Here is a 25,426-nt window from a genome sequence, read left to right as displayed (position 1 = left end):
GATAAAATATTGGTTGTTTACGGTAATAAAATGCAAGGGTGTGTTTTTTGATACTAAAAATTTCATAATAAGAATTTTATATATTTTTTGTACTCGTCATAGTTACTTCAATCATAGATTTTAAACATTGAATTTGGATGTCCAGAGGTCAACATCATCTGTGGGGACAGCTAATTGGAGTATCTTCCTTGGTCTTGTCATTCCAACATAGATAATTCTCAATTCTTCCTGTTCTTTTTCGCTCAGGGCACTTTTATCTTTTTTTAGCATGGTAGCGTAATTAAAACCTGATTTTTTAGATAGTAGAATAAGAACCGCATCAAATGACCTTCCTTTAACCGAGTGAATTGTACCATGATAAAATTCAAATGGTTGAACATTCGTATCTGTTTCACCGAAATATTCTGAAATTAAATCTTGTCCAGTTCCAGTCTTGATGACGAATGGTTTTCTCAAATTACGATTTGCTTCCTTTATCCATGCTGAAATAGTTTTGTCTTTTGTTGTTGGTAGCTTATCCATCACTTGATGAATTCCTTTCCGATATGTCATAAACCCTTTTTCACTAATAATCGTTTGGACGTATTCATTATTAACAATAAGACTATTTGTGTCATTTTGCCTTTTGTATTCTATCAAACCTCTCTCCATGAGTTTGTAGCCTTTTATAAAAAGCCCTGAATCGTATAAGAGCTTACCTCTAATAATTGTTTTTACAAAGAGATTTCTTGGTTCCCAGCAATCCATACTATTTTCGTAATGAACAGGAGTCAATCCGAGAAAATTTACTTTGGCTTTGCCACGATATAGCACTGCAACATTTTTTTGCGAAATTTCAATGCCGTTCTCCGTGCATTGTTTTAAGAAAGTTTCTAAAACACTGTTAAAAGAAGCTATGCTTTCTTCAATGGTAACTACAGAAGGATCTTTTTGGGATGCTTTCTTCTCTTTTAAGTAACCATTAACTAAAGGCTTAAATCTAAAATCAAGAATTCCGGGTGTAATTGCGACTGTAGAATTAAACGAAGATAGATATTTAGTAAAGTCACATATTAATTGAGAACTTCTTCTGTTCTCGATCAATTCAATTTTGTTCCATGCAACATACTTTTCATCAAAAAGGTGGGGTTTAGCATTGTTCCATTCAAAAATAGCTTGATCTCTGTCACCAATCAACATAATGTTTTCAGCTCCTTTTGAATTAAAAATATCGATTATTGCCATTAAAATTTCATCAGTATCCTGAGCCTCGTCAATTATAAAATATTCAAATTTCTTTGCTATTGACTCTGCTATTTTCGGATACTTCATTAATATTTTTAAGGAAAGGTAATTAGCATCGGCTTGAGTTGCATAGCCCTTTTTGAAAAACTCCAATTTTGAGTTAATAATGTTTTGAATATTACCATTGATAGCACCTGAGATGTTATAATATTTCCACGGAAAATGAAAGGACTGGGCAGGTGCACGTTGAATTAATTTATCATTTATATCGAAAGTTGTTTTATCAAAATATTGAGCATAATCTTGAGGATATTTTTTGATACTCCATGTAGAATGTGGCTCACCAACCAGTTCCGGCCGATTGGGACATTCCATAATTAAATGTCCAAAAGGCAGGAATATGAATTGATTGATGAAGCTATCTAAGGTTCCTATAAAATGAGGATGGCTAATTCCGTTAAGTGAGAAATTATCGGATAGTTTTTCTCTGATTTCGTCAACAGCAACGTTCGTAAATGATAATGCAGCGATTCCTTTTTTGCTAAAGTGATTTTTAGCAAATAATAATGCAATTCTCGACGCTACAGAATATGTTTTACCACTACCCGGGCATGCTCGAACAACACAAAGTCCTTTATCAAATTGAGCAATTTGCTTTTGCTCCTCAGATAAGTTAGATAAAATCTCAGCTACCTTATCCATCTATCAACCAAGTTATTCCATCAATAATATATTGAGGAGCTACAAACCCATTCCAATCGGGTTCAAACTCAATATTGTATGCAATTTGCTGAGCCAATTCAGATTTATCCTTAAAATTATTTAAGAGAATAAGAATCTCTCTTGCACGTTCTTCTTTCGAATGAGTTGAATTCAAGAATGTCGTACCAGTATGCATAAAGGCATAGAGGCTCGATATGAGATTAATATTGTTTCCAGAAATCATTAATTCGTATTCAAAAGTAATCTCAGCAGTTACTGTTTTGAGATTGTTTTTTTCAAACCCGGTTGCTTTGATTGCTCTTGCTGACGGATTGTTTATTTTAGCTTCTATTTGAGCTCTAATAAAAGTCATTTTTGTCTCCAGCCCTGGCACCTCCATTTCAGAAAGGTTAGTACCAAGTATAATTCTATTAGTTGAATCTAATAAATCGAGAGTTTGAAGATGCTTAATAATTGCTTTAGAAGTAATTTTATCTATTCCCTCTTCGATAGATTGGAAATCAATTGCTGATATAATTCCTCTGTCGTCGTCTGTAATAATAAGACATCTTGTAGCAAGCCGCTTATCCTCATCACCTGGATTATATAGTTTGGCAAAAGGTTCGAACGCAACCCCGTCAATATTGACTAATTCAATGCCATTTTTTTCGATACCATATTTTCCAGGCGGTGCCATTCTCTTTGAAAGAATAGGAAGTAAGAGTGCTTCAGAAATTCCTTCGACTAATATGGTTCCATTTGAAAAGAATAATTGTGATTTAGTGACATCGAGAAACTTTCCCAGATAACTAGTGTTCTTAGGTTCTAAATTTATATTTTTTACACTAACCACTTTTACTTCATGATTTAGATTTTGAAGAACATGAAGATTTTGGATAGATGTTTTGGCAGTTATTGTAGGTGAATGACATGTCATAAAGATTTGGACTCCAAAATCCTTTAATTCATTGAGATAAGTAAAGAATGTATTTTGTCTTTGAGGATGAAGATGTGCTTCAGGTTCCTCAATAAGCATTGCATAATAATGCTCTTTCTTTTCTATCCTTCTATTTTCAATATCGCCAAAAACAGTTGCAGAAAAAATTATGTTGTTTTCTCCCAATCCATTTTGAGATATATCAAAATATCTTTGTTTAGTCAAGTCCGCAGCAACAATGGAATCTGAGTAAATCTGTTTACTAGTTACAACTCCTTTGACGATATTATTATACTTGAAGTTAGTCAGTCCAATTTTAACTTTTGGATTTTTGTTTGCTATATCAGATTTCTCCAAATGCTTGTTTACTAAATTTTCTCCTGATTTAATTAAACCAGACCACTCATCATCATTCACTACATTTTCAAGTTTTGTAGCTAAAGCAAATTTATGGTCATCGTCTAGGATTTGGTCAATTGTTGATGGATTACCTTCTACGATTTGGGTCTTTGAATATTTCGACATTTCTCTGAATAAAGAAGATACTTTATTGTCTTTTGAATAAGGACGAAGCTCATATTCAGCATTTCTCAATGGGGCCAAATAAGTATAATACAACAACTGTAGCTCATTTGAATCTAGAGTACTTGATTCACCTCCCCAATGTGACCATTTTAAACGTTTTCCATTTGCATTAGGCTCTAGCCAGTAGGTTAAATTTAATCTTAAGTCGACTTCTTCTGGAATATCGGGATTTTGCCATAACAAACTAGTAAAGTACTGACGGTCTTCTGCACATTCAATTTCAAAGATTAACTGAAATTCAATTGGCTCCAATATGTAATCTGGGTTAGATGTATCTAAATAGAAATCCTCATCATTTTTTATCCCAATTTCTCTGATTTGACTTCCTAATCCTAAACAAATTCTCAAAGCATCAATAATTGCGGTTTTTCCAGCGTTGTTAGGTCCAATAATGACATTTACTTCTTTGTTGAAAGATATATTTAGTTCCTTTATAGAACGAAATCTTTTGATTGATAGGTGCTTGATATACATTTAATAGGGTAGTGTTTAATGAAATGGATATTTCTCTTTCTTAGTAAATAATCTGATTTCAATAGTTTGTAGTTTGATAATACATTTAACTATTGTATTTTATTGATAAAATGTTGAAAAAGGGACATTAGTAATAAATTTTGTTCCTAAGGGAAATTTTGTTATATACCTATATTCTATGAAACACTCAATCACCAAATCGTTTGGTATTCCCTGATTTATTGTAGATCTAATATTAACGCAATTTGTTTCTGCATCCAAAAAGCTTTCGCATTCTAAATTCCTAATAATTAACATGATTACTCTTCAATGGTTATTATCTAAAATTATAATTATTTTTTGAAATAGAATTATTCTTATGAATAAAAATTTTACGTTTAATATAAATATAACAGTAATTTCTAAAATGCGTTTTTTTGGGCAAACTGAGGCTTACTGAGACCAATTGATTTCGATTAAAGATAATTGAGTGAATTTTTTAAAACTTTTTACAGCATCATCAAATTCCTCATTGTTACGATACTTATCAATCATATACAAAACATGTCCAGAGGTATAATAGAGTAGATAGCTATATTCTCCCCTCCAAGTTTTTCCAATTATTACATTATATAATATTTCAGTAAAATTACTAGTTACTTCATCTTTATCAAATATCTCGAATAGTTCAGTAAAAACTAAAGATGATGAATTACTATCAGCTAGCATAGCCGCTTCCGAAGGCGTTACTTTTTTTTCTTTAATCAAATCAAAATCACCCTCATATATATATCCTTCGTTAAATCGTTGCTCACTTGTTTTGTCATACCTATCTTTTCCCCTTTCAACATATACATCAAGTAAAATTTTAGAACCTTGAAGCTTTGTAATAATGTCATCCGATTTTTCAACCCTTACTTTAGTTTTTGAAATACTAAATTGTAATTCAATATCTCTAAATTTGTTAGATAATAATCCGTTTCTTATATCATCAATATCAACTGATCCGCTTCTATTCTCTTGTAGTAAACCTCTTATAGCGAAATTATACATTTTGTCGGAAAAAATATTAATGTAATTTGTCGGAAGCACGAACCATTGTAATGAAAGTTGATTCAGGTTGAACTTTTCTAGACACTTCATTATTTCAGATGGCTCATACAATTCAATAAATTCCCCTAGCAAATGTCTATAACCTTTCTCTGAAATATCTTGGATTTTTGTAATGATATTAATGCATTCATCCAATGTCAAATAATTATTCTTATTAAGTGCTTTAAATGCTTTTGGCAAACCATAAAATGTATAATCTTTCCTGTTGTAATATTTAGTCCATAACAATGAGATACTTGATATATCGATTTTTTTCTTTCGATGCAAAGCCAATCTAATGTATTCATGAATTTTAGTACTTAAATTAAAACTTCCTATTTCTTTATTTTTTAAGATGAATTCTGCCAAAGTTAAATGATTGTATTCATTCTCTTCTATATTACTAACCTCATAACCTGCAGCGATTAAATTCTTTTTTACATCATTCAAATACCAGTCAGCATAGTAAAAGGTATCAGGATATCTATCTAAAAATTTAGCCAACTTTATGGCACCTCGTGACTCAAAACCTTCTAAAAAGAGATCTACTGAATCACTTAATTCTTCAAGCCCTTGAAATCTCTTTTGATGAATAAAAAGATTTTCCATGATCCATTTCAGATAATCACTAAAATAGCGCCTATCTTTAAGAGCTTTAATGATTTTTGTTTTTGTGAAAGCTTTCTCATTTCTGATAAAAAAACATTCTTCTTTATCAACATCTCCCTCCAGTCTTATATGAAAATGGTCGGTTGAATAATTATCATTCGACACCTTATTGTAAAGCAAAATTGGATTACTGGTTCTTACATAAAACAACATTCCAAATAAATATCCTGAACTGGTGATGTCCTCCTCCGAATATCCGTTAAATAATAGTGATTGGGTATAGGTATAAAGAAAGCCATCCGGTGTTGAAATATGATCTCTGTAAATTAGGTTTATAATAAGTGAGAGATCATAATAATGTGAAATTTCAAAATCATCAGACTTATAGTCAGACATGCAATCTCTTAAATCAAAATAAAAAGTCCTTATTGCTTCAATATCGATACTGCCTTTTATTATTTCTTCAAAAATGGCTATGTTACTAAATTTTCTGGCTATTTCTTTTCTCTGTTGACTAGTAAGTTTAAATAAAGAAAATCGTGAGAGAAATCTTTTGTCTAAGTTCATTATTGAATCATATACCAAGTCGGTTGCTTTGTCATTCAGTATTTTGTAATTGGTAGACGTGTTACGAAGATAAGTATTGAAACTATCGTGAAATAAAGCAATTCTATTCAGCTTGGTGTCGAATAGGTAAGGATGTTCATCTATGAACTCCTCAACATAATATTTAGATTCCCCTAAAAAGAGTTCTAATTCTGAATACATTAGATAAGAATTCGTACATAAGAAAATAGAAAGAGAATATTTTCCTTTTTCATTTTTGATTATGCCCTCATAAAAACTATCAATATCTTGAAGTTGCTCAGTTTCTGGAAGCTTTTTATTTAGTTTATAAAATTCTGTAACGTATTTTACGAGAATAGGATAGCCCTGGGTCACATAGAAAATTTGTTTCTGAATATTGTAATCAGTAATATGAAACAATTCCTCTAAAACAAACTCAGTTTGCTTTTTATTCCAGTTTTCTAAAATATGTTTTTTCCAATCTAACTTAGCAACCAGTGGTCTTGACAATACGATAACTTTGCAATACTCTTTTAATTCTTCTATAAATTGTATAAATCTAGGAAGCTCACTGCTATTATAATTTTCGATATGATCTAAACCATCGATGATAAAAGTTAATTTTCTCTTTTCAATCTCTTTAAACAAAATAGAAATCTCTTTCTTTTTTAGATCATGAAACAGCTTTACATTTAAATCTTGTAAAAAGTTTTGAAATTTTAATCTCTCTAAATAATTGGACTCCTGGTTTCCTTATCCAAAATCGGTATAATATATTTAGAGGGTATACTTCAACAAGTGAATTTACAAAATGACTTTTCCCAACTCCAGGTTTACCTTCAATTAATAATAATTTCTCAAATTCAACAAGCGTATGATTAATTTTTACAGATTCTTGTTGGAGATCCGTAGTATAAGTTTTTAAGCTAGGCAAGTCAGACCTGTCAATCAGCCATACTCTGTTATCGAGTGTTTTACTTAAATAATTTTCAATCTCATATTTCCTATTTAAGTTTCCACTATATAAATCATCAATAAAGAGATCTACATCAGTCCGGCTCATTGAGATGATATACAAATTGTCATTTTTAAAGCAATCAAAATTTAAAATTTTGTCATTCGGAACAATATCAATTTCCTTTAAAAAAAGAATGTTTTTATTGTTAGAAAGTTTATGAGCCTTTCCTTTGATTATTAAATTTTTATCTTCAATAATAAGTTGATCTAATTTTACATTGTCAAAATCCTTAATCTGAAAACTATATTTTTCATTATTAATAGAAAGTAATAGATCATCGAAGTTATCATTAACTTTTGCTTCGATTTCAATTTTTGAAATAATCCTTTCTACATCCATTATGGACAATAAAAGCTGAGTTATATGTTTTTGATAAGTATAACCGCTATATGCATTTCTCATTAAACTATTTTATTAGATCTATAATTTGAATTATACATTTTACTGCAAAAAGTAAATTTAGCAATTTCGTAGCTTAATTTTTACAGCATCAATTATGATTTATAAAAATTCACCAATCACTTTGAATAAATCAACATCCGTTCAAAAAGTGGATTCTTTACAATTCTAAGTCTTATTGTGGTAGAAGTCTTGTAAGTACATTGCTATAATGTTTAATTAATCGTAAGAAAATGAGACAAAAAATCCTTCACATGGATCGAAGGTATAACTACCGGTTTGATTTCTTTCATTATCATCATTCTGATGAGCCTGCTGATTTAGCAAAAATAGATCTATTTTATATGAACTTTTTATGGGAATCCGTAATTGAAATCAAATTGAGTTGACTCCTAAAATATATTTAGCAATTTATTAGAGTCTATAGTTACAATGTAAATTCAATACTATAATGGGTATAGAGTTTTTTATTTCATATTTTTTTAATTTGTAAATCAAATAAATACATTAATTATATGAAATCAGCCTATTTATATGTCCGTGTAAGTACAGACGAACAAAAAAGAAAAGGTTACTCTCTACCAGAGCAGGAGGATAGATTATTGAAATATTGTAAATATAACAATATCGAAGTCAAAGGAATCTATCGCGAAGACTACTCAGCCAAAAATTTCAACCGGCCAGAGTGGAAAGAATTATTTTCAGAAATTAAAAAGAAATCATCAGGAGAAGATAAGAACATATTATTTATCAAGTGGGACCGATTTAGCCGGAATGTTGAATATGCTTACGAAATGATTGGAAAGCTTCGAAAATATAAAACGATAGCGATGGCTATTGATCAACCAATTGATTTCTCTGTGCCGGAAAGCACGGTTATGTTGGCTGTATACTTAGCTGTTCCAGAGGCGGAAAATACCAGAAGGGCTCAAAATACAGCAAATGGAATTCGTCGAGCGAAGTTGATGGGTAGGTATCCTAATAAAGCACCTATCGGATTTATTAATTTGACATTAATGGATGGTAAAAAAACTATTGCTCCTAAAGAACCTGAAGCGGATATTATAAAGTGGACTTTTCATCAAGTTGCCCAGAACGATCATAAGATTTCTGAAATCATGAGAATGGCTAATGAGAAGGGATTGATATGCTCACGGTCACACTTTTTCAGAATTTTACGGAATCCAGTTTATTGTGGTCTTATATCAGTCAAACTTAAATCTAATGAAGAACAAATGATAAAAGGTTTGCATGAACCTTTAATATCTGAATCGTTATTTTATCAGGTTCAGTCTGTCATTAATACAAAAAGAAAAACTACAGCTAAAAGGGATGATTTAAAAGCAATGTTTTTTCTTAGAGGTTTTTTGATTTGTCCTGTTTGTGATCGAAAACTCACTGGAAGTATTGCACAAGGAAGTTCAAAAAAATACCCATATTATCATTGTCATGATCGCTGTAGGACAAGGATAAACGCAGTTTTTCTGAATGATTGTTATCAAAATAAGCTTCAGCAATTAATACTGTCAAATAATACAATTGACTTATTTAAATGTATTTTACAAGACCAGAATATAAAGACACTGAAAGCAAGTTATTTGTACAATCAAAATTTAATTGAGAGAAAAATAAAAGAAGAGGGGCAAGTTCTTTCTCAAGGCAGAAAGTTGTTTTTAGCAGGAGTATTAAAAATTGATGACTATAATGAATTAAAAAAAAAGAATCAAGTTAACATTAGGCATCTTAAGAAGGAAGCGCGTGATATTTTTCTTAAATTAAAAGCTATTGATAAAAAGAATCAAATAGAAGATAAAGAATTAGTCGAAGTTTTTCGAAAATTTTCCGAGTTTGACATCTCAGATAAAAAAAGTCTTGTGAGTCTTATTCCACCAGTTGATATTGATTATAAAACAGGAGATCTCTCTTTGGACTTGAATCAAGCATTTTCAAAAATATTATTAAAAAAAATTAACCGAAAACCTAATAAGAAAAATGAATTTCATTGATAAAAATGTTTCAGTTGAGCAAGCAATCATTCTTCTTGCCAAGAATGGAATTCAGGTAAATGAGAAGGAAGCTAAAATTATATTGGAATTACTATATTTAGTATCAAAAAATTATGATAAACCGAAAGAGAAAAAAATATTAGAACCTTAATGGGATTTCAAACTATGCTTCAATACCGATGAAATCTCTGATAGAGCACTTTTAGACTGTCTGTTTCAGATGGACTAGGAATTTCACATCAAAAATTCAAACCATAAAATATCATGTCGTAAAAGTGTGATATAGAGATATTTATGCGTAAAAAAAGAGAGACAACTATCAAATAGTTGTCTCCTTAAGTGACCTCGACAGGATTCAAACCTGTAACCTTCTGAGCCGTAATCAGATGCGCTATTCAGTTGCGCCACGAGGCCTTGATTAAAGGTTTGCAAATATAACACTTTTTTCTTTTCTTTGAAATATGAAACTGAAAATTTTATTATTAATCGCGTTTTGCACGCTAATTTCCTGTAAAAGAGAACAAAAAAATTCACCTTCGGAATGGACTTCCATCTCGCACAGGCTTCAATACAAAGAAAACAACAATATCCTGCAATTAAAATCAGGAAATTTCACCTATGATTTTAAATCGGAAACCATCCCTTTCAAAAAAGTTGTTTTACTGAATGCAAGTATGGCAGGCTATATTACAGAACTCGGAGCAGAAAATTTAATCATCGGAGTATCCAGCCCTGAATATATTTATTCCGAAAAAATTCTGAACCTGATCAAAGAAGGAAAAATTCAAAATGTAGGCAGCGAGCAGAAATATGATGTGGAAAAAATTATTTCCCTGAAACCAGATGCTATTTTCACCAATTATATCGCAAGTTTTGATAATACCTATCAGCTATTGAAAAATAACGGGATTCAGGTGATTTTCCTGGATGAATTCATGGAACAGAAACCTCTTGAAAAAACAGCCTATTTAAAGCTTTTTGGAAAACTTTTCGGGAAAGACAAAGAAGCCGGAATAAAATATAATGAAATTGAAAAAAATTATAACGAACTGAAACAGCTGGCAGTAAAAGCTAAGACAAAACCTATGGTTTTAGCCAATGAAATGTATGGTGATGTCTGGTATCTTCCTGGAGGAAAAACGGCTGTAGCCAACTATATTTCAGATGCCAATGCGGAATATATTCTGAAAAACAATACGGATGAAAAGGCTTTGCCGATGAGCTTTGAAGAAGTATATGCAAAATCCGGAAACGTACAATATTGGGTAAACGCAGGAAATCATACCTCTAAAAAAGAAATGCTGAGCATGAACGCATTCTACGGAAAACTGGAAGTATTCAATAAAGGTAAGATCTATGTGATTACGGGAAAGGAAAGATTAAAAGCGAATGATTTTTTTGAAAGCGGTGTTGTAAGGTCCGATCTTGTTCTTAAAGACTATATTAAGATTTTTCACCCTGAGCTTCTTCCGGATTATCAGTTTACCTATATGAAAGAATTGCAATAACTCAGACTATTTGTTTATTTTTGCAGTTCCTTTTTTTAAAGATATGTGGAAAAAAATAAAACAGTTTCTGTTCATTGTTATCATACTGAATGTAGTATTCATTATCTGGGGTAGATTTTTAAACCCACCCATTACAATAACCCAGATCGGTGGCCTTTTTGAATACGGAAGGTTGCAGAGAGATTATATTTCCTATGATGAAATGGGAGATAATGTGAAAAAAGCAGTGATTGCTTCTGAAGATCAGAAGTTTTTTATCCATAATGGTTTCGATTATGTTGCCATTGAAAAGGCTATGAAAAACAATGAAAAAGGCAAAAAAGTAAGAGGTGGAAGCACCATATCACAGCAAACGGCAAAAAATATTTTTCTCTGGCAGGGAAGAAGCTGGCTGAGAAAAGGATTGGAGGCAGTGTACACCTTCATTATTGAAAAAGTATGGACTAAAGATATTATCCTTGAAAGATACCTGAATTCAATAGAAATGGGGCAGGGTGTTTTCGGTGTGGAAGCTGCCGCTGAATATTATTTCGGAAAATCCTCAAAGAACCTTACAAGCTCAGAAGCTGCCTGGATCGCTGCTGTATTGCCCAATCCGAAGAAATATGACCCTAAAAATCCGTCGGCATATTTAAGAAAGAAACATAACTGGATCATGAGACAAATGAGAAATGTAAGTTTGAAATAGTATCTTTGTACTAATGAAATTCTTCAATTCCAGCACAAATTTTGAATCCGTTCTTAAAAAATATTTTTCTTTTAAGAATGAAACCCTCTCTCTGGAGCCGTTGGCAGAGTTTTTAGAGAGTGTAAAAAAAAATGATTTTACGGATGTTCTCAATTTTATCAGGAACAATCCGGAATATGCGGGAAATTTCAAATATTACATTCAGAATATTTTTGAAGGAAGACCTTTCAACCTTTCTTTAACAGAGGCCAATATCTTATCGGAAAATGCCTTTTTCCCCGAGCTTAAAAAAAGAATACTGAATAAAATTTTACCGCCTGTAGAAAATGAAAAAACAGTGTGGTATCTGATTGACAATATCAGTCTTCGGCCGAAAACAGATTTAAAATACCTTCACAATCTTCCCGAAAATGAAATCAATGAGTTTTTTACCATTCTCGGAATTTCAGATTTCATTATCAGCCCTAAAGTAAAAAAAGAACTTATTTTTTCCATGAATATCCTTTCATGGCGCGTTACCGGAATGGCCATGGAAGTGGAAGTCGTAAGGATGGCTCCGCAATACAGGAATTTTGATAATCCGTTCTTAGCCTTACAAAACGAATTGGAAAGACTGGCGGAAGAATTTGAAAATGATCCGGACCTTCAGCTTCATTCTAAAGATGACCGGTACAAGCAAATCAAAATTTATGTTCAGCAATGCCAGGAGTTCGTCAATATTGCCTTTAAAAACTCATCTAAATATGGGATTTCCGGGAAGATCAACCAGTCGCTTCTGAAAATCAATCAGCAGACCCAAAGGATCTATGAAATTGTAAAGCTGCTGGTAATCAATAATGAAGAAGATGTGATTATTAAATCCAAGCAATTGGTTTTTAATATACTAAGCTATAAATCCCATAAAAATAACATCTCGGAACTGATTAATGACAGTACGAGGCTCTTATCCCACCTGATAACCAATCATACAGCCGAAACCGGCACTCATTACATTACATCTACCCGTAAAGAGTATATGACGATGTTTTATAAAGCAAGTGGAGGAGGTATCATTGTTGGGGCATTGTGCGTCTTGAAAATGCTGTATGGTTACATTCCCGGGAGTGATTTTTCCCATGCCTTTCTATATTCGATCAATTACGCGATGGGATTTGTGATGATTTATCTGATGGGATTCACTTTAGCGACCAAGCAGCCGGCAATGACTGCCGCCACGATGACCAAGGTATTATCTGAAGAAGGAAACAACAAAAGAAATAATACGGAATTTGCCCATCTGGTTTCCAAATTGTTCAGAAGCCAGTTTATTGCATTTGTAGGAAATGTATTGCTATCGTTTCCGATTGCTTTGGCCATAATATATGGGTTGGACGTGTTTTTCTCCCAGAATATGGCGGTTGAAAGATCAGATAAGCTGCTTAAAGACCTTGATCCGTTTAAATCCAAAGCTATTTTACACGCAAGTATTGCAGGGTTCTATCTTTTTATTTCAGGGATTATTTCGGGAAATATCGGTAATAATTCCGTATTCTATCAGATTCCGGAGCGTATTGCGAAGAACCTTTCTATCAAAAGATTCTTTGGAGCAAAATTTGCGAAAAAACTCTCTAAATATTACGCTAAAAACTGGCCGGGAATCGTTTCCAATTTCTGGTTCGGGGTTTTTCTGGGGGCAACTGCACCTATCGGATTATTTTTTGGGCTCGATTTAGATATCCGGCATATTACCTTTGCGGCAGGAAATTTTGCCATTGGGTTATACGGAAAAGATTTTTCTGTAGATTCTTATACCTTCTGGCTTTCTTTCTTTACGGTTTTCCTGATCGGATTCTTTAACTTTCTGGTAAGCTTCAGTTTATCAATGTTCTTGGCATTCAGGTCAAGAAAATTAAATTTCGGACAGGTAAGTGAGATTTATAAAGAAATTTTCAGGTATTTTGTGAAGCATCCATTTAAATTCTTTATTCCGCTACAGTCAAGGTTGGATAAAAAAGCAGACGATCTGATGAGCAGCACGATCTCTACAAAATCTGAAGATCATTAAACTTTTCAGCACCGAATTTATCCTGAAATTTCTTCAGATAAAAGCTTCTGCGCATTGTAAAATCATTTTTCAGTAAAGGAGAATCAATCTTAATCGTGATGATTTTATCTTTCAGATCAACGCTTATGATTTCCCGGAACAGACTTTCATCAAGATATTCTTCAAGGAAATCCTTAATTTCAAATGCCACAAGCTTACCTTCAAAACCATAAATTCTGGCAAATGATTTCACCAGTTCGGAAGATTCGTATTCTCTCTTTTTTCTTTTCATAAAAAAAATGCTACCGGGTAGCATTCTGATTTTTAATTTATTTTTTAATATAAATTTAAATACAAACAGGCAGGAACGGGCATTTTGTAGGAAGCTCTGTCCAATAAGCACATTGTGTTTCATCTGCACAACTTACAGCACAGCATATCTGTACACCTGCACCCTGAATTGCTCTTAAATCCTGTCTGCTTAATTTCTTTGAAGAAAGTGTTTTTTTCATGTTAAATTGATTTAGTTAATTTAGTAAACCAAATATATTGATTAAATTTCAAAAATAATACTCTCTTCATTAATCTTTTTCACAACACTTTCCGTACGTTCCCTATGGGTATCTGTAATAAAAATCTGCCCGAAATTTTCCTGGTTGACAAGCTCAATTAATTGAGAAACCCGGTGGTCATCAAGCTTATCAAAAATATCATCCAAAAGGAGGATAGGCGTTTTCCCGGTTAATTCTTTTACCAGGCTCATTTGAGCGAGTTTCAGTGATATTAAGAAAGATTTCTGCTGGCCCTGGGAACCGATTTTCTTAATCAAAACTGCATCCATTTCAAAAAGAAGATCGTCTTTATGAATGCCTTTTGAGGTGTAAGTCAGCATCCGGTCTCTTTCAAGGCTTTGAGTCAAAAGATTTTTAAATATTTTTTCGGGTTGGATTGGGTCAAAACCTTCTTTAAGATCAGATTGATAATAAACGGAAACGGATTCTTTTCCTCCAGAAATAATGTGATAAAAGCTTTGAACGATCGGATTTAATCTGGCTACAAAATCTCTTCTTTTCTCAAAAATTTTGGTTCCTGATTTTGTGATCGGATCATCATAGATCTCAAGAGAATCTTTATCGAATACCCTGTTTTTAGCAAAATATTTCAATAAAGCATTTCGTTGCTGGACGGTTTTCTGGTATTGAATCAAATCAAAAAGATATTCAGAATCGGTTTGAGAAATCATCGAATCCAGAAATTTCCTCCTGCTTTCCCCGGAATCTGAAATCAGGTTGGAATCATAAGGAGAAATCATCACACTGGGCAAATAACCGATGTGATCTGCTAATCTGTCGTAGCTTTTATCGTTTTTCCTGATGATTTTTTTAGCTTCCTTTGGCTGCGATATTTTAATGATATCTTCACTGTCGTCATTCTGGATTTCAGCATCGATCGTGAAAAAATCTTCTTCCCTTTTGATATTATTGAGATCGGTATTCCCTAAAAAACTCTTTCCTACAGACAGATAATGCAGGGCATCCAGAATATTGGTTTTTCCTGCACCGTTGTTCCCTACGAAACAATTGATCTGCGGCGAAAATTCAAATTTTTTCTCAGAATGGTTTTTGAAATTATACAGGGAAAGTTTCTTAATAATCATTCGTCAAAAATACTTCATTATTCCTAAAAATAAAAAGGGAAGTGCAGAACATGTTTCCACTCCGAATGAAAAATAAGCATCATTTCTTCTGTTTTCAGAAAAATAAATCAGAATATAGGTCACAATGCCTGATAAAAAAAAGGCAAGTGAGGCACGGTGATCCAGATAATAAGTACTCAGAAGGCTACTTAGAAAGACGAGAAGATAAGCGATGTATTTGGTATTCTGAACTCCGATTAATTTAGGAAACGTTTCTACCGTATCACTCTTCATATCCCGGATGTCAAAAGGTAAGACCAGAGCGGTGATAAAAAAGAAGCTGATCAGAAAAATCGGAAAATTAAATTCAGGTAATGTAAGCCAGCAATTGACCAGTGCCCAGACCAAACCTACATAAAAAACTTTTAAAAGAGGTATTTTCCGGATGTAGACATCAAGAAAAAAGCTATTGTAAAGCAATCCCAAAATGACAATAATGGCCCATTTGATCAACCGTATTTCATTATGGTTATGAATGATTAAATAGGCACAGACAATCCCGGCAATAGCATTTAGAACCAGTATTTTAAAAAAATGTTTGGTATATTGATATTTGGTGTAAATATAGCCACTGAAATAAGTGATGAAAATAAGGATTACGGAAGGGAAACGGAACGTGTTTTGCTCTTCCATGAAAAACACTGCAAAAAGAGTTCCCATTAGTGAGACATATAATTGGCTGTCGATAATGGTTTTTTTCAGTATTTTTAAGAAATTCATTTATCAAAAATAGCACATATGAAAACATTTTCCAAGCTTTTTGTTCTTTTGCTTTTAATACTGAATTTTTCGACTGCTTTTGCTCAGAAATATTATGATGCACAGTGGAAAAAGATAGAAGAAAACAATACAAAAGGAGCTTATAAATCTAATCTTCCCATCATTTTAGAGATACAAAACCAGGCTATGAAAGAAAATAATGCACTTCAACTTATCCGCTCACTGAAGGCTGAATTTAGTGTGGTGAACCAAACTGTGGATGATGAAAAAAATGATTCCGCATCAAAATTCTTCAGTAAACTTCAGAATGCGGAGAAACAGCTGAAAGGCGATGAGAAAATGGTTTTTCAGGTACTTTTAAACAGGTTCTTTTTAGATTATTATAATCAGGACTCATGGCAGATTGATGGCAGAACGAATATCAACTCACAGGATGTTTCCCAGATCGAAACATGGAGTAAATTGGATTTCAAAAACTATCTGGCCAACAGTTATAAAGCACTGGATCAGCAGAAAGCCGAAATGAAAAAGATTTCTTTGGCAAAATATAAAGATATTTTCACCAATGATGAAAATATAGATTATTTCCCAACCTTACTGGATTGGTATTCAATAAGACAAATAGATTTTCTGTCTAACAGCAATCTGTTTACAAAAAACGAACTTGCAGAAAATCAAAAGAAATACAATGTTATTTTTGATGAATTAATTGCCCAAAATACCGGAAATGCCAGGCTGTATTTCATGCATAAGAAATTATCTGAAAACTGTGATTTTACGCAATGTAAGGATAAGCTGGAGCAGCTTCAAAGGCTGGTGAAGACTGATACGGAAGGAGATTATAAAGTTCTGATCATGGAAGGAATAATGGATGAACTTTTAGCCAAAAAGAAGGAAAAAGAAGCACTTGCTATCGCAGATCAGGCAAAAAGCCAATATCCGAAATCACCTTTTATTAACAATATTAAAAACAAAGAAGGACAAATTAAAAATCCCTTTTTAAGTATTAAATATGAATCCCAGACTCAGGGAAATCTTCCTGTTCATTTTGTAGCGGAACATAAAAATGTTTCTGAATTTTCTTTGCAGATTTATGAAGTTAAAGATGACCTTACGTCAATGATGCAGTATATCAAAAATTCGTACTCGAATATGTATGGTAAACTGAAAAAAAATCTTGTAAGAAAAGAAGTATATCAGCTCCCTGATCTTAAGGATTATCAGATTCATAAAACTTCCCTGGAAATCAAACCGCTTCCTTCAGGAATCTATGTCGCGGAATATGTAGTGGCAGGATCAGATCCTAAAGATGAAAATTCAAAACAGAATTTCTATTTCCTGGTTTCCAACAATAAGGTGGTATATCAGAATAAATCAGACAGAGGCCAGCTTTCAGACGAATTAAAATTAGTCAGCAGTGAAAACGGAAAACCTGTCATTAACGAAAATCTTACATTTTACGAATTTGTTGCGAATAAAACATTGACTAAAATTGATGGAAAAACAGACGCCAGGGGAGTGTTTAAACTTCCTTCAACGGAAAGCAAGGAGTATTACAGAAGTTTCCTGATCCTACAGCCTAAAACAAATGACTTTCAGATCATGCAGGTGTATGGGAATAATGACAATACCGGAAGGCAGGACCTGAATCAACAGATGCGAACCAAAGCCCAGATCTTTACAGATAGAGCCATTTACCGTCCGGGGCAAACCGTTTATTTCAAAGTCATCAATACCAGAATAGATAAGGAAATTGAATCTGTAACTTCAGGTTTAAAGCAGAAAATAACATTACTGGATGCCAATGGTGAAGAATCTTCTTCTCAGAATTTCACCACAAATGAATTCGGATCTTATCATGGAAGCTTTATTTTACCAAAAGGAAAATTAAACGGAACATTTTATTTAAAAACGGATGGTGAGAGCCAGGGCTATAAAGACATCAGGGTTGAAGAATATAAAAGACCGAAATTTGAGGTGACTTTTGATCCGGTAAAAGGAGATTATAAATACGGACAGACCATTGAATTAAAAGGAAAGGCAGCCATGTTTTCCGGTGTGGCCTTAAGCAATACCACGGTGAATTATGAAATTAAAAAACATAATATCCGTTGGAGATATTTCTGGTGGTATCCGCAGGGGGATGATAATGAAAATTCAATCCTCGGAGAAGCAAAGACCAATGATAAAGGAGAATTTACCATCCGTCTGGACCTTAAAAAAGATGAAAAGCTGGAAGGTATTCAGATCGATAATTATGAAATCAAGGCTTCGGTTACCGATATCAACGGAGAAACACAATCTGCAGATACGCAGCTGAAAGTTGCTTCGGTTTCCCATTATATTAAAGCCGATGAGATTAAAAATGTTTTTGCAGATGAAAATCTGAAACTGAAAGTTGAAACGAAGAATTATAACGAGCAGAACCTTAAAAAATCATATCAGGTAAAACTGTCAAAACTTGAAGCTCCGGACAGGATTTTCAGAGATAATTTCAATACTGAAGTTCAGGACCTTTCAAAATATTCTAAAGATGAATTTATAGGAAAATTCCCGCACGATTTGTTTGATAAAAATGATGATATAAAAAACTGGAAAATTGAAAAAATACTTTTCGATAAATTACAGCAACCTTCTACAGATAATACCCAGCTGGCAACCAATCTTGATTTAGGAAAGCTTGAAGCCGGAGATTACCGGTTGGAGCTCTACAATATCGAAGGAAAAGATACAATAAAATCTTCTCAGGATTTCAGTGTCTGGGATAAAAAATCTTTAAAGCCTGCTCAGAAATCTTTCCTGACAGTAATAGGACCTAAAAATGAAGTGGTAAGAGGAGAAAAGGCTACGGTTTATGTATATTCTGCCATTCCGAATGCTTTAGCCAATGTTTTTGTACAGGATGGAAAAGGAAAAACAGTATCAGAAGTCCGTGAATTCAAAAACGGAGTAGTGGAATATGTAGTGGACATCCCGAAAGATAAAAGCATAACGACTTTAAACCTTCAGTTTATGGTGGTGGCATTCAATGATGTGCAGGTGGAATCCGTTAATTTAACAATAAAGGATTCGGAACAGCCTTTAAAAATTGAAACAGTTACCTTCAGAGATAAATTGGAACCTAATGTTAAGGAAAAATGGTCTGTAAAAATCTCAGGAAACGATAAAGAAAAAATCAATGCTGAGGTATTGGCCAATATGTATGATATGTCTCTCGATCAGTTTGCGGTGAACAGCTTCAACTGGCAGGATCTTTATATCCCTTATTCATTCATCACATCATATTACACAAGAGAATACCTTGAACAAAAATATTACCAGAAAAGATTGCAATATTTCAACGGGAAATATGTAGAAGTTCCCGGTTTTGACTGGTTTGATGGTGGGATTTATGCCGGAAGATTATTAAGTGGCAGAGTTGCGGGTCTACAGGTTGAAGCGGCAGCAATGCCGGCTCCTACAGTAGCTTCTGAGGTTGCTCAGGAAAAAGTGGTTAAGATAGGAGCTTACAGACAGAAAAAAGTGATGGATAAAGCCGGGGCCAATGAAGCCCAGGCAGATGCAGCCGGAGTTTCGGATGAAGAGTCTCTGAACAAAGTTCCGGTACGTCAGAACCTGAATGAAACCGCATTTTTCTATCCTGATTTAAAAACCGATGCCGAAGGAAATGTAAGCTTTGAATTTACATCTCCGGAAGCCTTAACGAAATGGAAACTGATGTTCCTTGCTCATACAAAAGATGCAAGAGCAGCCACTCTGCAAAAAGAAGTGGTAACGCAGAAAGAGTTTTCGGTAACACCAAATTATCCCATATTTTTAAGAGAAGGAGATGAACTGAATCTCCAATCCAAACTATCCAACCTGACAGATAAAAAATTAAACGGTTCTGCCGTTTTACAGATACTGGATGCCTTTACCAACGAAGACATTTCCTCAAAATTCGGTTTAAATTCAGCCACTCAGAATTTTGATTTAAACGAAAATGGAAATTCGGCAGTAACCTGGAAAATTAAAGTACCGAACAATGTATCATCCATTATTTTAAAAGTAGTGGCGAAGGCAGGAGCATATTCCGATGGCGAACAACAGGCAGTTGCTGTTTTACCGAACAGGATGCTGGTTACGGACGCCGTTCCGGTATTTGTAAAAGAAGGTGAGACCAAAACCTTTGTCTTGGATAATCTTAAAAATGTAACTTCAACAAGCATTTCAAATGTTTCAAATACACTGGAACTGACGACCAATCCGATCTGGGAAATTATGTTTGCGCTGCCAAGCCTTAAAAATGACCAGAACAATTCAGCAGATGTGATCTTCAATAAATGGTTTGCAGATGTTCTGGCATCAGAGATTTTCAAGTCTAATCCGAAAATGAAAACGGTATTTGAAGAATATCAGAACAAAGGCTTACTGAACTCTAATCTTGAAAAAAATCAGGAATTAAAGCAGTTATTACTGGAAGAAACACCTTGGGTTCTGGAAAGTAAAAACGAGCAGGAACAGATGCAGAAGCTTGCATTATTGTTTGATGCCAATACAATGAGAAATTCGATCAATCAGGATTGGGATGATTTCAGAAAATTACAGAATCCTGATGGAGGTTTCTCCTGGTATTCCGGATATCCTAGTTCTTACGGAGTATCAATGTATATCCTTAAAAACTTAGGAAAAATCAATCTTTGGCTGAAGGATAATGTAAAAAATTACCAGAGCTCGGCACAGAACGAAATGGTTGCGAAGCTGGTACAATATGTAGACAATGAGATTGATAAATACTGGGATGTGAAGAAAGAAAATGTCTGGAACAACTGGACCTTGGATTATCTGGACACCCGAGACTATTGGGAAAAACAATATCCTTTAAAAGGAAAAGGAGCAACCCTGAAATCATTGGTGAAGCAAAAAGCCAGAACTGCAAAAATTACTGACTTTACATTCTTCGGATTGCACCGTGCTGCTTTACTGATGAATAATTACGGACTAAAAGATACTTCCGACAAACTGATGAATTATCTTAAAGAAACATCAACCGACACAAAAACTCAGGGCGTTTACTGGAAACAAAACCTTAACGACTGGGGTTGGTTCAGCTCAAAAGTGGTGAATCATGCAGGAGCGTTGGAAGCATTTAATATTTTGAAGCCTAATGATACTCAATTCATAGAGGATATGAAAATCTGGTTGGTGACTCAGAAAGAAGTCAACTCATGGGGAAGTTCAAGAGGAACCGCAGAAGTGATCTTTACCATTTTAAATTCTGGGAAATCATGGACCGGTGCTGAAAGTGACAAGGCAACCATCGTTTGGGGTGGAAAAGAATTGAATCCTCAGACCCAGGCGACAGGTTACGTAAAATCAACGGTAAAAACGGATGTTGTTGATAAGAATTTAGGTACGGTTACAGTAACAAAACCAGGCCCGGGAATTGTTCAGGGCGGATTGTTCTGGCAGTATTATGAAGACCTGGATAAAATAAAATCATCCGAAAATTATATCTCGATTACGAAAGAACTGTATAAAAAGATAAAAACGGTAAACGGTGAAGAATTGCAGAAAATTTCTTCGGAAACCCCATTGAAAGTAGGAGATAAGGTAACCGTAAGAATGATCCTGAATACAGATCGCCCGATGGAATTTATTCATATTAAAGATATGCGTGCTGCAGGATTTGAGCCGGTAGATGTATTGTCAGGCTACCAGTGGAAAAATAGTTTAGGCTACTATCAGTCTACAAAAGATGCTTCTACAAATTTCTACATTCAGTACATGCCGAAAGGGAAATATGTATTTGAATATGATTTTGTGGCCAACGCATCCGGAAAATTCTCCAATGGAATTACCACAATGCAAAACTATTATGCACCGCAGATGAATACTCACACAAAAGGGACGAATATTCAGATTTTGGAATGATATTTGGCTATAGGGAAGTAGCGAATTTTAAAAATAAAGACAAATGAAGTTTTCAAAGACCTTAATGATGGGATTAGTAATGTTGATGGGTGTAAATGCTTTCGCCCAAAAGAAAGCAGATAAATTTGAAAAATTGGAGATTAAAATGTTCCCAAAAGCCAAAGAAGGCTACAAGCAGGTATATATTCAGCTTCCGGTTGCTAAAAATGAAAACGACTTGAAAGTGGAGTTTTTTGTAGGTGCTGAAAAAATGCTGGATTGTAACAAACATTTTCTGATGGGAAATGTAAAAACCCAGGATTTGCAGGGTTGGGGCTACAACTACTATGAGGTGGAATCTACAGGAGAAACAGGAGGAACCCTGATGGCGTGCCCGGATCAGAAACTGACAAAGAAATTTGTAACCCTTCAGCCGGAGATCGTGAGATACAACAGTAAATTGCCATTGGTATTTTATGTTCCGAAAGATCTGGAAGTACGTTACAGAATCTTACGTCCCGATGCTAAAATGAAATCGGCGGTTCAACAATAATTTAAATTGATTATTACATAGAAAGCACTTCATCCACTTGGATGGGGTGCTTTTGTTTTAAATGGAGTTTTTTATTACGACTGTAGCCATAACCTTTGTCATTCTGAAAGAATCTATGCAATCTTATATTAGAATTTCATTTCAATTTGGAATACTTATTTGGTGAAATTTTAATCAAAAACAATCATATAAAAGAATTTTTTTAATTAAAATAGATTTCAAATTTAAATCAAACAATTTTCCTGTAACTACCGTTAATAAAGGCTTTGAATTAAACATGATTTAAACTTTATTAAAATTCACTGTTTCGTGTATTTTCGTTTAGGCTTTAACTATTTTTTGTGGTATATTTGTGATAAACATGAACTATGAAAAACAATTTATTGATTTTTACGTTTGGTTTTTTTATACTCCCAACTCTCAGTTGGGCTCAGTCTGCACCTGATTTTAAAGAGCTTTTAGACAGTGCAATGGTTCGGGATTCCGACCTTAAAATGCAGATCACCCAAAATAAACTTACCGATCTCGATGAGCATAAATTAAAAGATATCTTTCTTCCGACCCTTGAACTGAGCGGGCAGGTTGGATATCTTAACGGCACTGCACGGCTCACTTCTCCGGAAATTAATCTTCAGCCCTTCATCCATATACCGGAAGGAAGGTATAATAACAACCTGAATGTTTCCGGTTTTTCAGGAATTGCAAAAACAGATGCCAAAATGCTTCTGTATTCAGGCGGAAAAGTAAAATACCTGAAAAAAGCCATTGAAGAAAAAAAAATGTCTGAAGATATCCTGCTTGAAAAAACCAGGGATGAAGTGGTAGCAAACATTTCAAAAGCTTATGACCAGCTGGCTCTTATTCATCAGTCTAAAAAAGTACTCGATGAAAGTAAAAAAAGGCTTGACATTAACAGAAAAACAGCCGATAAAGCCTTAGGATACGGTTTGATTACCCCTTACGATCATAAAAAAATAGAACTGGCTCAGGCAACACTGGATGCCAAAATCGTAGAATATGAAGGTAAAAAAGAACTGCTTCTCACTCAGCTGTATATATTAACGGGGATCGATAAGGAACGTCTCCGGATGATAGAACCCGTTCTGACACCGGTAGAATTATTAACTCCGGAAAAAGGAATTGAGCAACGGGCGGAAATCCGTGCATTGGATCATGGTATTGTTGCAGCCGATTATAAGATCAAAGCAGAAAGAACATGGATGATTCCCAAGGTACAGCTGATGGCTTCAGCTTATTATATCGGCCTGTACGGAAGCCGGATCAAAACTTCCGAAAATGTAATTCCGGCAATACCCGCCCTGGGATATGAAGGTGCAAAACTGGATTGGCGGCCTACTAACATTAATATATTTCCTTTGATTACGGCGGGAGTCGGTTTTAAATGGGAAATTTTTGACGGAAAAGAAGGAAAGCATGCCGAAGAAACAGCAAGGATCGGGAAAGAGGTTTTACAGAACCAGAAAGAAGATGCTTTGAAAAAGTTAACACTGAATTTAGCCAACAACCAAACGAATTATGATATTGCCAATGCACAGATCGCTTTGAAAAGTAAAGAAAAAGAGCTCGCAAAAAACGCTCTGGTACAGGCTGAAAAAGAATTCAGATACGGAATAAGCAAATCATCACAGCTTATCGATGCTGAAAATGATCTTGAATTAGTGGAACTGGAATATCAGAATGCTCTTTTCAATCAGCGAAGGGCAGGAATAGAGCTGATGCGATCTACCCAGGAACTGGATGTTACCAAACTGTATTAACCCCTAAAATTAAAATGATGCAAAAAAATATCCCCTTACTGTTTATTGTTTTACTATGGTCCGGAAGCTGTGGCAAAAAGAAAGAAAACCTCAATGATTCTGAAGGGAAGACCAAAAAAGAAGTCATTTCTTTTGCTCCGAAAGTAACCGGCAGGATTTTAAAAATATACGTTTCCGAAGGCCAGACAGTAAAGAAAGGAGACACGCTTGCTTTATTGGATGTTCCTGAAGTTTCAGCAAAAATTGCCCAGGCCCAGGGAGCCGTAAATGCAGCTACGGCACAGGAACAAATGGCAAAAAACGGAGCAACAGCCGATCAGCTGAAACAATTGCAGGCTAAATATAAAGGACTGAAAGAACAGTATGATTTTGCCCGGAAATCTTTCAGAAGAGCATCCAATATGTACAGAGACAGTCTGATGTCTCCGCAGGCTTATGATGAGGTATACGCTAAGCTTCAGGGAGCGAAAGCGCAGTATGATGCAGTAGTGGCCGAATTGGATGATGTAAAAAGAGGAACCCGTTTCGAGAAAGTGGAGATGGCAGCAGGGCAGGCTTCCCAGGCTAAAGGAGCATTGCAGGAAGCCAATGTAGCCTATTCCGAGAGATATATCATCGCGACCAACGATATGGAAATTGAAACCATAAGTTTAAATACCGGAGAGCTTGCAACAGCCGGATTTGCCCTGTTCAACGGCTATATTCCGGAAAGCACCTATTTCAGGTTTACCGTTCCGGAAAGTGAAATTTCCAGGTATAAAAAAGGACAGACCGTTGGAATGCAGGTCGTTTACAATAAAGAAAATGTAGAAGGAACCATAGTTTACATCAAACAGCTGACGAGATATGCGGATATTACCACTGCCTATCCGGATTATCAGCTGCAGGACGCGATCTATGAAATAAAAGTAAAACCGAAGGATATGAGTAAAGCTAAAAATATCCTCGTCAATGCTAATGTTATCCTGAAATAATT

At 34.3% G+C, this 25,426-nt stretch carries 17 protein-coding genes and 1 tRNA gene; 9 read left to right on the top strand and 9 right to left on the bottom strand.

Annotated features, from left to right (window positions below):
* Window positions 1-120 precede the first annotated feature (120 nt).
* The 4 genes from AB8P06_RS12225 to AB8P06_RS12210 form a co-directional block, all read right to left on the bottom strand.
* On the bottom strand, window positions 121-1,926 hold the full coding sequence (locus tag AB8P06_RS12225; protein WP_369842118.1) for a UvrD-helicase domain-containing protein: 1,806 nt from the start codon (window positions 1,924-1,926) through the stop codon (window positions 121-123).
* Window positions 1,919-3,922 carry an ATP-dependent nuclease gene (locus AB8P06_RS12220; protein ID WP_369842116.1) on the bottom strand — a complete coding sequence of 668 codons (2,004 nt, stop codon included), beginning with the start codon at window positions 3,920-3,922 and terminating at the stop codon, window positions 1,919-1,921. The genes AB8P06_RS12225 and AB8P06_RS12220 overlap by 8 nt, the downstream gene beginning before the upstream one ends.
* Before the next feature lie 432 nt (window positions 3,923-4,354).
* Complete coding sequence (locus tag AB8P06_RS12215) at window positions 4,355-6,817, bottom strand: hypothetical protein (RefSeq protein WP_369842115.1); 2,463 nt, start codon at window positions 6,815-6,817, stop codon at window positions 4,355-4,357.
* Window positions 6,818-6,842: 25 nt separating this feature from the next.
* A complete protein-coding gene (locus tag AB8P06_RS12210) occupies window positions 6,843-7,589 on the bottom strand; it encodes a hypothetical protein (protein ID WP_369842113.1) in 747 nt (248 codons plus the stop codon).
* A 512-nt stretch (window positions 7,590-8,101) separates the two neighbouring features.
* Between AB8P06_RS12210 and AB8P06_RS12205 the strand changes: the two genes are divergently transcribed.
* Together AB8P06_RS12205 and AB8P06_RS12200 are read left to right on the top strand one after the other, a co-directional pair.
* The gene (locus AB8P06_RS12205) at window positions 8,102-9,592 is read left to right on the top strand and encodes a recombinase family protein (RefSeq protein WP_369842111.1); all 1,491 of its coding nucleotides are present in this window, start codon (window positions 8,102-8,104) and stop codon (window positions 9,590-9,592) included.
* Window positions 9,579-9,743 (top strand): PTS sugar transporter subunit IIBC, encoded by a 165-nt coding sequence (locus AB8P06_RS12200; protein ID WP_076350970.1) that lies wholly within the window; start codon window positions 9,579-9,581, stop codon window positions 9,741-9,743. Before AB8P06_RS12205 ends, AB8P06_RS12200 begins: the two co-directional genes overlap by 14 nt.
* 189 nt (window positions 9,744-9,932) lie before the next feature.
* Here the strand turns inward: AB8P06_RS12200 and AB8P06_RS12195 are convergent.
* Window positions 9,933-10,006 (bottom strand) — tRNA-Arg (locus AB8P06_RS12195).
* A gap of 47 nt (window positions 10,007-10,053) precedes the next feature.
* Between AB8P06_RS12195 and AB8P06_RS12190 the strand changes: the two genes are divergently transcribed.
* Genes AB8P06_RS12190 through AB8P06_RS12180 form a run of 3 tightly spaced genes read left to right on the top strand, consistent with a single transcriptional unit; the run spans window position 10,054 to window position 13,832 of the window.
* Window positions 10,054-11,100 (top strand): ABC transporter substrate-binding protein, encoded by a 1,047-nt coding sequence (locus AB8P06_RS12190; RefSeq protein ID WP_369842109.1) that lies wholly within the window; start codon window positions 10,054-10,056, stop codon window positions 11,098-11,100.
* A 43-nt stretch (window positions 11,101-11,143) separates the two neighbouring features.
* Window positions 11,144-11,788 (top strand): monofunctional biosynthetic peptidoglycan transglycosylase, encoded by a 645-nt coding sequence (gene mtgA, locus AB8P06_RS12185; RefSeq protein ID WP_369842108.1) that lies wholly within the window; start codon window positions 11,144-11,146, stop codon window positions 11,786-11,788.
* A gap of 13 nt (window positions 11,789-11,801) precedes the next feature.
* Window positions 11,802-13,832, top strand: a complete 2,031-nt coding sequence (locus AB8P06_RS12180; RefSeq protein WP_369842106.1) for a transporter-like protein — start codon at window positions 11,802-11,804, stop codon at window positions 13,830-13,832.
* Here AB8P06_RS12180 and AB8P06_RS12175 read toward each other — a convergent pair.
* Genes AB8P06_RS12175 through AB8P06_RS12160 form a run of 4 tightly spaced genes read right to left on the bottom strand, consistent with a single transcriptional unit; the run spans window position 13,810 to window position 16,227 of the window.
* Window positions 13,810-14,103, bottom strand: coding sequence for a hypothetical protein (locus AB8P06_RS12175; protein ID WP_369842104.1), 294 nt, complete (start codon window positions 14,101-14,103; stop codon window positions 13,810-13,812). The two genes, AB8P06_RS12180 and AB8P06_RS12175, sit on opposite strands and share 23 nt — an antisense overlap.
* 55 nt (window positions 14,104-14,158) lie before the next feature.
* Window positions 14,159-14,323, bottom strand: coding sequence for a hypothetical protein (locus AB8P06_RS12170; RefSeq protein ID WP_369842102.1), 165 nt, complete (start codon window positions 14,321-14,323; stop codon window positions 14,159-14,161).
* Between the two features lie 41 nt (window positions 14,324-14,364).
* Window positions 14,365-15,468 carry a DNA replication/repair protein RecF gene (gene recF, locus AB8P06_RS12165; RefSeq protein ID WP_369842101.1) on the bottom strand — a complete coding sequence of 368 codons (1,104 nt, stop codon included), beginning with the start codon at window positions 15,466-15,468 and terminating at the stop codon, window positions 14,365-14,367.
* 3 nt (window positions 15,469-15,471) lie between these two features.
* Complete coding sequence (locus AB8P06_RS12160; protein WP_369842100.1) at window positions 15,472-16,227, bottom strand: UbiA prenyltransferase family protein; 756 nt, start codon at window positions 16,225-16,227, stop codon at window positions 15,472-15,474.
* Between the two features lie 18 nt (window positions 16,228-16,245).
* Here AB8P06_RS12160 and AB8P06_RS12155 point away from each other — a divergent pair, with 18 nt between their 5' ends.
* The 4 genes from AB8P06_RS12155 (at window position 16,246) to AB8P06_RS12140 (ending at window position 25,424) form a co-directional block, all read left to right on the top strand.
* Window positions 16,246-22,140, top strand: a complete 5,895-nt coding sequence (locus tag AB8P06_RS12155) for an alpha-2-macroglobulin family protein (protein ID WP_369842098.1) — start codon at window positions 16,246-16,248, stop codon at window positions 22,138-22,140.
* A 43-nt stretch (window positions 22,141-22,183) separates the two neighbouring features.
* Window positions 22,184-22,672 (top strand): serine protease inhibitor ecotin, encoded by a 489-nt coding sequence (eco, locus tag AB8P06_RS12150; protein WP_369842096.1) that lies wholly within the window; start codon window positions 22,184-22,186, stop codon window positions 22,670-22,672.
* 368 nt (window positions 22,673-23,040) lie between these two features.
* Complete coding sequence (locus tag AB8P06_RS12145) at window positions 23,041-24,450, top strand: TolC family protein (RefSeq protein WP_369842094.1); 1,410 nt, start codon at window positions 23,041-23,043, stop codon at window positions 24,448-24,450.
* 17 nt (window positions 24,451-24,467) lie between these two features.
* Window positions 24,468-25,424 carry an HlyD family secretion protein gene (locus AB8P06_RS12140; RefSeq protein WP_369842416.1) on the top strand — a complete coding sequence of 319 codons (957 nt, stop codon included), beginning with the start codon at window positions 24,468-24,470 and terminating at the stop codon, window positions 25,422-25,424.
* The last annotated feature ends 2 nt before the right edge of the window (window positions 25,425-25,426 follow it).

This window comes from Chryseobacterium tongliaonense, assembly GCF_041224435.1.
GTDB classification, from domain to species: Bacteria; Bacteroidota; Bacteroidia; order Flavobacteriales; family Weeksellaceae; genus Chryseobacterium; species Chryseobacterium tongliaoense.
This window is presented reverse-complemented; position numbering and strand designations above follow the sequence as displayed.